Raw genomic sequence first — 12,910 nt, forward strand, 5'->3', positions numbered from 1 at the left:
GCATGGACGGCGTCGCCGCCCTGCCGCCTCTGCGCGAGACGATCGCGGCACACGGTCTCGATGCGAAGAAGCGCTTCGGCCAGCACTTCCTGCTCGACCTCAACCTGACGCGCCGCATCGCCCGCGCGGCGGCGCCGCTGAACGAGGGCACCGTCATCGAGATCGGCCCGGGTCCCGGCGGCCTCACCCGCGCGCTGCTGCTCGAAGGTGCCACGCGGGTCGTCGCCGTCGAAGTCGACCCGCGCGCCCTGGGGCTGTTGCTGGAACTGCAGGGCGCCGCCGACGGCCATCTCGAACTCGTCGAAGCCGACGCGCTGAAGGTCGAGCCGCGCGACCTGGGGCCAGCGCCCCGGCGGATCGTCGCCAACCTTCCCTACAACGTCTCGACGGCCCTGCTGTTGCGATGGCTGCATGCCGCGGACGACATCACCGACATGGTCCTGATGTTCCAGAAGGAGGTCGTCGACCGCCTGGTCGCCGTTCCGCGCACCAAGGACTATGGCCGCCTCTCGGTGCTGGCCCAGCATGTCTGCGACGTCCGACGGCTGTTCGACGTGGCGCCGACAGCCTTCGTGCCGCCGCCCAAGGTCGTTTCAGGCGTGGCCCGCCTCACCCCCCGGCCTCCCGAAGCCCGCCTGCGCGATCTGCGGCCGCTGGAGCGCGTGACGGCGGCCGCCTTCGGCCAGCGCCGCAAGATGCTCCGCGGCTCCCTGGCAAGCCTGTTTCCCGATCCTGTGGCGGTGCTGGAAGGATTGGGCCTGGCGCCCACCGCCCGGGCCGAAGAACTATTGGTCGATGACTTTGTGAGACTGGCGGGCTCCCTTGACAGTGAGTGAGCGCTCACTATCATTAACGCCATGATCCGCTCCTTAGCCTTCAACGTCTATTTTTACCTCGGCACGCTGCTGGTGGCGCTGATCGGCATCGTGCTCGTTCCCGTCCCGACGCCGGTCCTGCTGCGCGGCCTGCTGTTCCACTGGGCGCGGGCCGTCGTCTGGGGCATGCGCTGGATCGGCGGCATGAAGATCGAGTATCGCGGGCTGGAGAACCTGCCCAAGCAGGGTCCGGTACTACTGGCCAACAAGCATCACAGCGAGAGCGACGGTATCCTGCTGGCCGCGAAGATCCGCGGCATCGCCTTCGTGGCCATGCAGGAGCTGTTCCGCTACCCGCTAATCGGCGCGATCCTCTATCGCCTGCAGATGATCCGGGTCGATACCTGCGGCGGCGGTCGCGAGCGCGAGAACCTTGCCCAGTTCGCCAAACGCGCCTGTGACAGCGGCCGCCACATCGCCATCTACCCGGAAGGTCACCTGATGGCGCCGGGCGAGCGCGAGCGCTATCGCTCGGGCATCTTTTATCTTTACCGGGACCTCAACCTGCCCGTGACGCCCGTCGCCACGTCGGTCGGCCTGCTGTGGAATCGCCGTGACTGGCGCAAGAAGGCGGGACGCGCGGCCATCGAATTCCTGCCCGCCATCGAGACCGGTCTCGACAAGCAGACCTTCATGCGTCGCCTGGAAGAGACGATCGAGACCGCCAGCGACAGGCTGATCGCCGAATTCTCCGGCCGTCCCTACACACCGAGCCAGCTCGTTCTGCGATCGCAGGGCCAGCTGGGAATCGGCCTGCCGATTACCGCCCCTCGCGCAACGCCTTGACGAAGGCCGAGAGGCCGACTTGCCGTTCGCGCTTCAGGCGCTCGGCCGTCAGGATCGACTTCAGTTCCATCAGGCTGGTCGCGATGTCGCGGTTGATGATCTGGTAGTCGTACTCGGCCCAGTGGCTCATCTCGTCGGCGGCCTTGGCCATCCGCTTCTGCACGACGTCCATCGAGTCCTGGGCGCGCGTGATCAGCCGGCGCTCGAGGTCGCGTGTCGAGGGCGGCAGGATGAACACCGTCACCAGGTCGCTGCCGGCCTTCTCCTTGAGCTGCTGCGTGCCCTGCCAGTCGATGTCGAACAGGACATCGCGGCCTTCCATCAAGGCCGCCTCCACGGGCGCCAGCGGCGTCCCGTAGAAATGGTCGAAGACACGCGCGTGCTCGAGGAACTCGCCGCGCTCGACCATGCCGCTGAAGGTGGCGGTGTCGACGAAGTGGTAGTCGACGCCATCCTTCTCGCCGGATCGGCGGGCGCGCGTGGTTGCCGAGACGCTGAGCTGGATCTGCTTGTCGTTGTCGAGCAGCTGCCGCGAGAGCGTCGTCTTGCCCGCACCGGAGGGCGAGGACAGGACGAGCATCAAGCCACGCCGCTTGATCACGGCGGCATCCTCATTCGACATTCTGGACCTGCTCCCGCATGCGCTCGACGGCGCCCTTGAGATCGATGCCGATGCGCGTCAGCTCGATGTCGGCCGACTTCGAGCAGAGCGTATTGGCCTCGCGATTGAACTCCTGGCAGAGGAAATCGAACTTGCGGCCCACCGGATTGTCCGGCCGCGCCTCCGCCAGCAGGGTCCGCGCCTGCGCGATGTGTGCGGCGAGCCGGTCGAGTTCCTCGCGCACGTCGGCCTTGCCCACCAGCAACGCGACTTCCTGGGCGAAGCGCTCTTCCGAAAGCGCGGGTACCCGCCCCAGCAGTTCCGCGAGCTGGGCCTCGAACCGCGCCTTCACGGTGCCGATCTGCGCCAGCGCCCGCTCTGTCGCACGGCCGCACAGGCTTTCGATCTCGGCGACATGGCCATCGATCACCCTGGCGAGAGCCTTGCCCTCGGCGGCACGCGACGCGACGAGCCCCTTCAGCGCCTCGTCGAGCGTCGCCTGCAGCGCCTTGTCGAGAACGGCCAGCGCCTCCTCCGACTCCTCGCCGCCTTCCTCTTCCTCGATGACGCCGCGCACGCGCAGCAGCCCGTCAGCGGACGGCGCTGCTGCTCCCGTGCTCTTGCGTACTTCGTCGACCAGCGTCGCCAGTTCGGCAAGCAGCGCCCGGTTGATGCTGAGCGGCTTGGCCTGGCGCTCGGTGGTGATTGTGAGGGTGAGCGAAACGTTGCCGCGCTTCATGCGTCCGCCGACCGCGCCCCGCGCCGGATTCTCCAGGCGCTCGAAGCCTTGTGGCACACGACACCGGATCTCGAGGTTTCGCCCGTTGACGCTTCGCGCCTCCCAGACCCAGCGCCGCTGGTCGTCCGATCCCTGCGCCCGGGCGTAGCCCGTCATACTTGCAATCAAATTGCCCCCTGCCCCATTCTTGGGCACGATCACTCCATAAGTGGATCGGCATTTCGATTCAATCGACAATCGGAGAGGGCTTCTCCCCGCATGAAGACCTTTTCCGCAATCGTCATCACGGGTGCATCGAGCGGCATCGGCGAGGCATTGGCCCTCGACTATTCCGCGCCCGGCGTGGCGCTGGCGCTGACCGGACGCGATTCCGAGCGGCTCGAGGCGGTGGCGTCCGCCTGTCGCGCGAAAGGCGCCACCGTCGTCGCCGATACGATCGACGTCACCGACCGCGAACGCTTCCTGCCCTGGCTGACCGCCTTCGACGAGGTGCATCCCGTCGACCTCATCCTCGCCAATGCCGGCATCTCGATCGACAAGGACAATTCCTCGCTCGACGATTTCTCGATCATCCGCAAGACGCTCGACGTCAACATCAACGGCGTGCTGAACACGGTCGAGCCGCTGCTCGGCCCGATGATGGCGCGCAAGCGCGGCCAGATCGGGATCGTGTCGTCGCTCGCCGGCTTCATCGGTCTGCCCTATTCGGCGTCCTATAATGCCAGCAAGGCGGCGGTGCGCGTGTGGGGCGAAAGCATCCGCTACGTGCTGAAGAAGGACGGGATCGGCGTCAGCGTCATCTGCCCCGGCTTCGTGGTCAGCCGCATCACCGCCGAAGCACCCTTCCCGATGCCGTTCCTCATGACCTCGGCCCAGGCCTCGAAGATCATCCGCCGCGGCCTCGCGGCCAACAAGCCGCGCATCGCCTTCCCGATCGGCACCAAGGCCGCCGTGTGGTTCGGCACGACCATTCCCGGCCGCTGGTCGGCCCGGATTTTGGGTGCCGGCTAGCGCTTCTCGAGCTTGCGCAGTTCCTGGAAGACGCGGTTCGCCGCGATCTCGACACCCTTGTCGGTCCAGTGCGCGTCGCTGCGGCGATAGGCGCCGCGCACGCCCTCGAAATCCTGGCGCAGGTCGACGTAGCGGATCGGTGTCCTGGCCAAGGCTTCCAGCAGCCGGTCCTGCCTGTAGTCCGCGATCACGTTGAAGGCGTAGAAGCGCGGCCACGGCTTCCAGTAAGCGACATAGTCGGGATCGACGCTGCCCGGCGGCACGATGAACAGGACCAATGGCACGCCGCGCTCGCGGGCCGCTCGATCCATCGCCGTCAGCCACGACAGGGTCGCCTGGATGTCGGCCTCCTTCACCAGGCGCGCGGCAAGTTCCTTCGTCGTGGCCTCGAAATAGGGAGACTTCTCGATCTCGGCCTTGGTCATGAGGTTGAGAAGCCAGCCCTGCATCGACTCGTCGTCGGCCTTGCCGGAGGCGTAGGCCTGCCAGAAGGCATCGCCATCCCGGCCGAAGATGGCGGCGATCTGTTGTTCCGTCAGGTCGGGGTAGTAGTAGCGTTTGACGTGACGCACGAGGGCCGGCGTGCGCTCGGCTGGCGGGAGGCGGGCGATCTTCGCCAGCGTGTCGAACTCCTGCGGCACCGGCTTGTTGGTCGTCAGCATCTCCGACAGGCGCAGACGGTTGACCAGCACCCAGTTGGCATTCGGCATGACGTTGCCAAGGATCGAACCGCCCGGCGCCTCGCTCACCAGATCGGGCAGGCCCTGGCCGTAGCCCTGCCCGTCATAGAGGAAGTCGTTGCCCGAGAAGAAGAACACCGCGAGGGCATCGGGCGAGAGGGCGAAGGCCACGTCGCGCAGACGATAGTAGTAGCTGCGCGGGCCGGTGGCGGAGATGCCGAGGTTGATCATCTCGGCGTTCGGCTGGCCGGCCTCGATGAAGCGCCGCTCGACCTCGCCCGGCACCGTGAGGCGCGTGAGCTGGAACTCGAGATAGCTGTCGCCGACGAAGACGCTGCGGAAGCCGCCGCCCGGTGGTCTTGGCGGCTTGGCGATGCTGCGTTCCTTGTCGCGCATGCCCCAGGAATTGTACGGCGCGAAAATCCAGGGCTTGTCGGCCAGGCCGGCGAAATCGGTCGACTGCACATTGACCGGCGGCGTCGAGCGCAGGGCTCGCGCGGGCCACGACGGCGCTTCCAGCGAGGCCAGCAGTTCGAGGCCCGCGAGCGTGATCCCGGTCAGGATCAGGCCAAAGACGATCGCATAGATGCGCTTGCGGCCGCTCTCAGTCATCGCCCGGCGTAATATACGGCGAGTCCGAAACGGTCCAGCGGGCCGGCTTTTCCTGCCGGAAGATCTGGCGCAGATGGACTTCGTCCGGCCCGTCGGCAATGCGCAGCATGCGCGCGACGGCATAGGCACGATGGATCGGCGCATCGTCGCTGCCGCCCATCGCGCCGAACAGTTGCAGCGCCCGGTCGGCGACACGATGCGCCATCTCCGGCACCGCGACCTTGACCATCGAGACGTCGCGCCACACCGCCTGATGGCCGTCACTGTCCAGCCGCTCGGCCGTGCGCAGGACCAGCAGCCGCGCTTGCTCGATCTCGATGCGGGACCGCGCGATGGCCTGCTGTGTGGAGTCGTAGTCGATCACGGCGCGACCGAACGTCCGGCGCTCGGCGGCGCGCGCCATCATGAGTTCGACCAGCACCTCGCAGGTGCCGATCGCGCGCATACAGTGATGCAGCCGCGCCGGTCCCAGCCGCACCTGCGCCGCGGCAAAGCCCTCGCCTTCCTCGCCCAGCAGATTTCCGGCGGGCACGCGCACATCCTTGAATTCGAGCTCGGCGATCGGCGCAATGCTGTCCTCCCAGCCGAGGAAGCGCAGCTCGCGCACCACCCTAAGACCGGGCGTCGGCATGGGCACGATCACGCAGGAATGCCGGCCGGTGCGCGGCGCCTCGGGCCGCGACACGCCCATCACGATCACGAAGGCGCAGTCGGGATGGGCACCGCCCGTGATGTACCATTTGCGGCCCTTGACGACCCAGTCGCTGCCGTCGCGGCGCAGGGTCGTGGCGATGTTGGTCGCGTCGGACGAGGCGACGTCGGGCTCGGTCATGCCGAAGGCCGAGCGGGTGCGCCCTTCCAGCAGCGGTTCCAGCCAACGCTTCTTCTGATCGGCATTGGCCGCGTGCTGCAGCATGATCATGTTGGGCACGTCGGGCGCCTGGGCGTTGAACACTTCCGGCGCCCACGGCAGCCGACCGGTGATCTCCGCGATCGGCGCATAGGCGCGATTGCTCATCCGGTCCGGCAAGCCGAGGTTCCACAGGCCGGCGGCACGCGCTTTCGCCTGCAGCCCCGCCATGAACGGAGGCGTACCCTTCCGCGCCGAAACATGAGCCGCCCATTCGCGATGGCGCGGCAGGATTTCCTCGTCGAAGAATCTCTCGACGGCCGACAGCAGGTCTGAGGTCATTTCATCTGGTTGGTGAGAAGGGCCGCAACGCCGCCCTGGTCCTTGCCGTACTTCAGCAAGGCGGAGCGGCCGCCCGCGGCATAGGCCGCCACGGCGCCCAGGAGGCGCTTGAGCTGGTCGGGGCTCGACCGGTCGAACTTGCAATAGGCGCCGCGCGTCAGCTTGGCGATCTGGGGAAACAGGCGCGTTGCCGTGCGATCGTTCCCCTCCTGGAACACGAACACCGGCAGGCCAAGCAAGCCGAGCTGGCCGGCCTCATGGCCGACCGCGTCGACATCCTCCTCGCAGCAGTCGCCCACGAAGACGACGGCATCAAGCCGGCTCTCGCGGCGCTGGTCGCCGGCGTAGCGCAGCAGGCGCGCGATCTGCGTACGGCCGGCGGCGCAGCGCACGGCGCTCATGAGGCGTGCGAGTTCGCGGCCGTCGGAGGTCCACTTGCTGACCTTGAATTCCTCGAAGCCCCGATAGAAAGCCAGCCGCACGTCGAGGCCGCCGAGCGCATCGGCCGCGACGAACATCTCGCCTTGGATGGCGCAGGCATGGTCCCAGGTCGGCTCCCGGCTCGCCGTCGCGTCCATCGCGAAAAGAAGCCGCCCGCGACCACCGGCTGCACCCTGCGCCGGCAATCGCCCGACCTCGCGCACGAAGGCATCGACGGCATGGGCCCCGCCCGATGCGGGCAGCTTCTCGTCAGCGGCCATTCCTCACTCCCAACCCGGCGCCGACTATGGCGCGCGTTGCATGGCAATGCCACAGCCCCCATAAAGGCTGCCCGCTTCAGCCTGCGTGCCAACAATCATCGTGTCGAAGAGAAAGCTGCTCCCCAAGACCCTGTTCGGCATCCTGCTGTGCGGCGTAACCCTCCTCGGCATCGACCTCCTGGCCCGGACCGTCACGCCGGCCTGGCCGGGCTACCTGCTGCGACCCCTGCCGATCTCGCACGCCTCCGTCGCTCGCTGGAACAGCGGCATGCCCGACATCGTCTTCGCCACAAACAGCTGGCTGATGCGCGACCGCGAGCGCTCGGTGACGAAGCCACAGGGCGTGGCCTTCCGCTCGGTTTTCATCGGCGACAGCTTCCTCGAAGGCGGCTTCACGCGCGCCGCCCTGCCCGCGCGCATCGAAGGCATGCTCGTGGGCAAGGGCCAGGAGGATGTCGAGGTCGTCAACCTGGGTGTCGCCGGCACAAGTCCGGTCGAATACTACTATCGCCTCAGCGATATCGGCCTGAAGCTGTCGCCCGATGCGGTCGTCATGACGATCTTCGCCGGAAACGACTTTGTGCAGTCCTCCTTCCGCGATCATCAGGGCCTGCCACCCTTTATCGCCGAACTTCCTCGCCCGTCGCTCCTGGGCTCCGTCGCTCCGCATACGACGTGGATGGCCGTTGGCGCCTTCGGCCTGGCCGGTATCTCGCGCGGCAAGTATGTGCCGGGCGAAGAGGATTTCATCGACGAGGCGTTGCACCGGCCGATCGGCGAGCGCGTGGACGCGCTGGCGCGGCATATGAAGGAGCACTATTTCCCGGATCTCGACGAGCAGACCGTGCGCGACGTGCTGGCGCGCGCCGATGAGAAGTTCTGGTCGGAGTACAAACCCCGCCGCTTCGACCGCGAGTATCTGCAGGGCTGGATCCTGCGAGGCTTGATCGACTGGGAAACCAACGGCGTGAAGCTGCCGACCACGCCGGACGAAGCCTCGGCCGAGGTCTCGGCGAAGGAGATCGACGACACGCTTTCCTGGATCGCTGCCGCGGCGCAGCTCGCGCGTTCGCGCGGCGTGAAGTTCCTCGTTGCGCTAATCCCGGTTGGCGCCGTCGATCCCGCCTTCGCCAACTACTGGAGCCCGTGGCCGCGTTACTACGCCTATACGCTGCAGAGCGATGCGCGTCACAAGGCGCTGGCGGCCGCGCTCGCCCGCACCGACATCCCCTTCATCGATCTGCGACCCGTGCTGGACGGTATCCCGGGTGCCTATCGCAAGACCGACATGCACTGGACCGAACACGGTCATGAGGTGGTTGCCGCAAGCCTCACCACGGAGATCCTCAAGCTCAGGCGCTGAGCGAGGATGCTTTGACCCTTCGCGCGCCACTGCCTAAGGTGCCCGCCGCGCACCCGCGCCAAGATGAAGCATGATTGGAAACGCCCCCACCTTCGCCACGCTGCTGCTGCGCGTCTTCGTCCCGTTCGCGCTCGCCTATTTCCTCTCCTACATCTTCCGTGGCGTGAATGCGGTGATCTTCCCGTATCTCGAGCGGGATGTCGGCATCACGGCGGCCGACCTCGGCCTGCTGACCTCGGCGTTCTTCCTGTTCTTCGCGGGATGCCAGCCGATCCTCGGCGTCATGCTCGACCGCTACGGTCCGCGCCGCGTGCAGGTGGTGCTGCTGGCGCTGGCGGCGATCGGGTCTGCCTTGTTCGGGCTGAGCCTCTCGATCGGCGAGCTGATCCTGGCGCGCGCCCTGATCGGACTGGGCTTCGCCGGCGGATTGATGGCCGCGATCAAGGCAATCACACTTTGGTATCCGCCGGAGCGCTGGGGCCTGATCACCGGCTTCCACATGATGGCGGGTGGATTGGGCTCGATGGCCGCGACCCTGCCGGTCCAGTGGTCGCTGTCGGCCATCAGCTGGCAGGGCCTGTTCTTCTGGCTGGCCGGACTCTGCCTCGTCGTCTCAGCGATCCTGTTCGTCGTCGTGCCGGAACGCTGGAACCCCGCGGCCCACGGCACGCTGCGCGACCAGTTCCGCATCACCGGCATCGTGCTGAAGAACGGCTTCTTCTGGCGCATCCAGCCCTTGCTCACTTTCCAGCAGATGGCCTTCATCGCCGCGATCACCCTGTGGATCGGGCCGTGGCTGCGCGACGTCGGCGGCTTCGCCAGCAACGAGACCCGCGCCGACATCCAGCTCTACACGACAGCGGTGATGACCGCGGGCTTCGCCCTGAGCGGCGTGCTGGCCGGCGCCTTCCGCCGCGTCGGCGTCAGCGATTTCGCCGGCGCCACCTTCGTCAGCGCGCTGTTTGCCGCGGTCTGCGCCTGGCTGGCCTTCCTGCCGTCCTTCTGTCCGGTGGCCGCCTGGCTGCTGTTCGGCTTCCTCGGCGCCTATCCGATCCAGTACATGCCGCTGCTGGCGCGCTCCTTCCCGCCGCACTATGCCGGACGGGTCAGCACCAGCTGCAATCTCGTGGTGTTCACCGTGATCTTCATCGGCCAGTGGGCGATCGGCAAAGTCGTCGACCAGTGGCCGCGCACCGCCACCGGCTATTCGCCCGACGGCTACAGCTGGTCGTTCGGCCTGCTGTTCATCCTGCAGGCGGCAGGGCTTCTGTGGCTTCTTCTGTCGCGGGCGCGTCCACTTCTGCAGGAGCGACCCCCGGCAGGTTGAGCGACATCACGAGGTCGCGCACTTCCTGGCGTGCCGCGACATGGCTCAAGGTCAGGGATGGCCCACTACCGCCACTGCCGCGCTTGAGGTCGAGCAAGGTGAGCCCCATCAGGAAGAGCTCCTTGTAGATCACGCGCTCGCTGAGGCCCGCGGCGACGCGGAAGCCGATGCGCTTGGCCAGCGCCTCGATCACATTGCCCATGTCGCGCTTGTTGCGGGCGGCGAGCGAGGACAGGCGGTTGCGCATCACGATCCAGTCGACCGGCCGGCCGCCCTCGACGGCACGGATCTGGCGCTGCTTCCAGACGGCTTCCGCATAGATCGACGGCCGCAGGATCTTCAGCGTCTCGGGATCGACCCTCGCCAGCAGGTCGAGGTCGATGAAGCTGTCGTTCAGCGGCGTGAGCAAGGTGTCGGCCCAGGTATGGGCCAACCGGCTGAGATGAGTGTCGCTGCCGGGCGTGTCGACGATCACGAAGTCGGCCGCCCCGACCGCGGGTTCCAGCGCCGCCGCCAGCCGCGCGCGCTCGTCGGCCTCGGCCTCGCGCCGGTCGTTCAGGGTCGAGATCATCACCGGCGTGTGCACCGGCATCGGCAGGTCGATGCCCTTCTTCCTCGCATAGGCCGCGCGGTTCTCGATGTAGCGGCTGAGCGTTCCCTGCCGCGCATCGAGATCGAGCGTCGCGACGCGCGCGCCATCCCTCATCAGCGAGACGGCGATGTGCAGCGCCGTCGTCGATTTGCCCGAGCCGCCCTTCTCGTTGCCGATCACGAGGACATGGCCGCGGCCCTCGATCCGAGGGGCCTGCGTCTGGGCGATGCTCGGATTGGGCGCTGGTTGGAATCCCTCGCTCACGAGGCCTTGCGGATCCAGACGGCGGTGTCGTGGAACACCGCACCGCCATTGGGCCAGCCGGGATCGGCGGAAGTCAGCGCATTGATGCCCATGCCGGTCTCGAAGTTTCGGTTGGGCCAGATGCCCTCGACCACGACGACGCCCTTCTGCTGGCCGTTGCGCGGCTTGGCATTGACGATCGTCTTGCCACGCTCGTTGCCGATCTCCAGCCGCTCGCCCTCGACGATTCCCATGGCGACGCAGTCGTCGGGATTCATCAGTGCGGTCGGCCGGACCTCGCGCTTCTGCGAACTGGGCGTCTCGGTGAAGGTCGAGTTGAGGAAGGTGCGCGCCGGCGCCGCGACCAGCCGGAACGGCTTGTCGTCGGTGGCATTGTCGATCACGTCGAAATGGTCGGGCAGTTCCGGCATTTCCTTGCCGCGCCCGCCATAGGCCTCCCACTTGGGCTTGAAGCGGAACTTCTTGTCGGGCCAGGCGAAGCCGTCGAGGAAATGCGACGTCTCGAATCCCAGATGGAAATCCTGGCCGCCCTTCTGCCAGTTTGTCTCGGCATCCCACATGCCCGAGACCTTGAGGCTCTCGTCCATGATCTCCCACGGCGTCATATCGAAGCCGCGATGCTTGGCACCCAGGCGCTTGGCGAGTTCGGAAATCACATAGTGGTTCTCGCGGCACTCGCCCGGCGCGTCAACGACGGCCTTCGTCACCTGGAAGAAGGTATGGCCGCTGGCTGTGTAAAAGTCGTCATGCTCGAGGAACATGGTGGCCGGCAGCACGATGTCGGCGAAGGACGCCGTCTCGGTCATGAACTGCTCGTGCACGCACACGAACAGGTCGTCGCGCTTGAAGCCCTTGTGCACCAGCTCCAGCTCCGGACAGACCATCGCCGGATTGGTGTTCTGGATGAGCATGCCCGTCACCGGCGGGCCGTTCTTCAGCGCCGCGGCGTCGTTGGTGAGGATCGGCCCGAGGCGCGACTGGTCGAGATCGCGGATCGACGGATCGACCATGTCGAGGCCCTCGATCAGCGTCTTGTTGATCGGGTACATGCCGCTATGGCCGTAGAGCGCGCCGCCACCCTTGTACTGCCAGGCACCGGTGACGGCCGGCAGAGAGGTCACGGCATGCATGTTGACCGCGCCGTTGCGGCTGCGGCTGAAACCGTGATGGCAGCGGATGAACGATGCCTTGCTCTGCCCGTAGAGACGCGCAAAGGACACGATCTCCTCGACGGAAAGCCCGGTGATCTTCGAGGCCCATTCCGGCGTGCGTGTCGCGACGTGCGCGGCCAGCTCGTCCGGCGCGTCGGTATACTTCCGCAGATAGTCCCAGTCGGCATAGCCCTCCTTGAAGAGAACATGCATGACGCCGACGGCCAGAGCGCCGTCGGTGCCGGGGCGCACGGCGAGATGGATGTCGGCCTGGTCGGCGGTGCCGGTGCGATAGGGATCGACCACGACCAGCTTGGCGCCGCGCTTCTTGGCCTTCATCGCGTGGGTCATGACGTTGACCTGGGTGCTCACGGGATTGCCGCCCCAGATCACCACCAGCTCGGCGTGCTCGTCGATCTCGCGCACATCGGCACCGCGTTTGGCGCCGACGCCGGCGATCCAGCCTGTATCGGACAGCGTCACGCAGATGGTCGAGAAATAGCGCGAGTACTTCATCGCGTTGCGCAGGCGGTTGATGCCGTCGCGCTGCACCAGGCCCATCGTGCCGGCATAGTAGTAGGGCCAGATCGTCTCGCTACCGTGCTGGCGCGCCTTGGCGATGAACTGCTCGGCCACGATGTCGAGCGCGTCGGTCCAGGAGATTTCGGCGAACTGCTTGGAGCCCTTCGGTCCGACCCGGCGCAGCGGCTTCATCAGCCGGTCGGGATGGTGGATGCGCTCGGCGTAGCGCGCGACCTTCTCGCAGATCACGCCGGCCGTATAGTCGTTGCGCATCGAGCCGCGGACACGGCCGATCCTGGTGTTGCTCAGCCTTTCGACATCCAGCGCGCAGGTGCTGGTACAGTCGTGCGGGCATACCGACGGTACTGTCGTGATGCCGGAGTCGTGCGGCTTTGCACGGGCGACCGGCAGGTAGGCATGATCGTCGGGTGACATGTGGACGCTCCGCGAGAAGTACCGCAGCATACAGGCCGTTCACCGGCCGTGAAAGCGGC

Annotated in this window: 12 protein-coding genes; 5 read left to right on the forward strand and 7 right to left on the reverse strand. The window is 66.8% G+C overall.

The features are described 5' to 3' along the window. The first annotated feature begins 2 nt into the window (after nt 1-2). Entirely contained in the window at nt 3-836 is an 834-nt protein-coding gene (gene rsmA / locus AC1ROX_RS18655; RefSeq protein ID WP_493127831.1) for a 16S rRNA (adenine(1518)-N(6)/adenine(1519)-N(6))-dimethyltransferase RsmA, read from the forward strand. A gap of 21 nt (nt 837-857) precedes the next feature. Next, the gene (locus tag AC1ROX_RS18660) at nt 858-1,661 is read left to right on the forward strand and encodes a lysophospholipid acyltransferase family protein (RefSeq protein WP_493127833.1); all 804 of its coding nucleotides are present in this window, start codon (nt 858-860) and stop codon (nt 1,659-1,661) included. On the opposite strand, the gene gmk is transcribed toward AC1ROX_RS18660, so the two are convergent. Both gmk and AC1ROX_RS18670 read right to left on the reverse strand, forming a co-directional pair. Next, nucleotides 1,636-2,241: a guanylate kinase gene (gene gmk / locus AC1ROX_RS18665; protein ID WP_493128195.1), complete on the reverse strand. Its 606-nt coding sequence runs from the start codon at nt 2,239-2,241 to the stop codon at nt 1,636-1,638. The genes AC1ROX_RS18660 and gmk overlap by 26 nt on opposite strands. Before the next feature lie 31 nt (nt 2,242-2,272). Further along, nucleotides 2,273-3,157: a YicC/YloC family endoribonuclease gene (locus tag AC1ROX_RS18670; protein WP_493127835.1), complete on the reverse strand. Its 885-nt coding sequence runs from the start codon at nt 3,155-3,157 to the stop codon at nt 2,273-2,275. Nucleotides 3,158-3,259: 102 nt separating this feature from the next. Between AC1ROX_RS18670 and AC1ROX_RS18675 the strand changes: the two genes are divergently transcribed. Further along, complete coding sequence (locus AC1ROX_RS18675; RefSeq protein ID WP_493127837.1) at nt 3,260-4,012, forward strand: SDR family NAD(P)-dependent oxidoreductase; 753 nt, start codon at nt 3,260-3,262, stop codon at nt 4,010-4,012. Here AC1ROX_RS18675 and AC1ROX_RS18680 read toward each other — a convergent pair. From AC1ROX_RS18680 to AC1ROX_RS18690, 3 genes are read right to left on the reverse strand one after another with little or no spacing between them, the layout of a single operon-like run. Beyond that, nucleotides 4,009-5,304 (reverse strand): alginate O-acetyltransferase AlgX-related protein, encoded by a 1,296-nt coding sequence (locus tag AC1ROX_RS18680; RefSeq protein WP_493127839.1) that lies wholly within the window; start codon nt 5,302-5,304, stop codon nt 4,009-4,011. The genes AC1ROX_RS18675 and AC1ROX_RS18680 overlap by 4 nt on opposite strands. Continuing rightward, complete coding sequence (locus tag AC1ROX_RS18685; RefSeq protein ID WP_493127841.1) at nt 5,297-6,496, reverse strand: acyl-CoA dehydrogenase family protein; 1,200 nt, start codon at nt 6,494-6,496, stop codon at nt 5,297-5,299. The genes AC1ROX_RS18680 and AC1ROX_RS18685 overlap by 8 nt, the downstream gene beginning before the upstream one ends. Next, nucleotides 6,493-7,197: a VWA domain-containing protein gene (locus AC1ROX_RS18690; RefSeq protein ID WP_493127843.1), complete on the reverse strand. Its 705-nt coding sequence runs from the start codon at nt 7,195-7,197 to the stop codon at nt 6,493-6,495. Before AC1ROX_RS18690 ends, AC1ROX_RS18685 begins: the two co-directional genes overlap by 4 nt. Nucleotides 7,198-7,297: 100 nt before the next feature. Between AC1ROX_RS18690 and AC1ROX_RS18695 the strand changes: the two genes are divergently transcribed. Continuing rightward, a complete protein-coding gene (locus AC1ROX_RS18695; RefSeq protein WP_493127845.1) occupies nt 7,298-8,560 on the forward strand; it encodes an alginate O-acetyltransferase AlgX-related protein in 1,263 nt (420 codons plus the stop codon). Between the two features lie 70 nt (nt 8,561-8,630). Further along, nucleotides 8,631-9,887 (forward strand): MFS transporter, encoded by a 1,257-nt coding sequence (locus AC1ROX_RS18700; protein WP_493127847.1) that lies wholly within the window; start codon nt 8,631-8,633, stop codon nt 9,885-9,887. On the opposite strand, the gene AC1ROX_RS18705 is transcribed toward AC1ROX_RS18700, so the two are convergent. Both AC1ROX_RS18705 and AC1ROX_RS18710 read right to left on the reverse strand, forming a co-directional pair. Then, on the reverse strand, nt 9,805-10,743 hold the full coding sequence (locus AC1ROX_RS18705) for a division plane positioning ATPase MipZ (RefSeq protein WP_493127849.1): 939 nt from the start codon (nt 10,741-10,743) through the stop codon (nt 9,805-9,807). The two genes, AC1ROX_RS18700 and AC1ROX_RS18705, sit on opposite strands and share 83 nt — an antisense overlap. Next, nucleotides 10,740-12,851 carry a molybdopterin-containing oxidoreductase family protein gene (locus AC1ROX_RS18710; protein ID WP_493127851.1) on the reverse strand — a complete coding sequence of 704 codons (2,112 nt, stop codon included), beginning with the start codon at nt 12,849-12,851 and terminating at the stop codon, nt 10,740-10,742. Before AC1ROX_RS18710 ends, AC1ROX_RS18705 begins: the two co-directional genes overlap by 4 nt. Between the last annotated feature and the right edge of the window lie 59 nt (nt 12,852-12,910).

The organism is Reyranella sp. GW821-FHT14A01 (assembly GCF_058803965.1).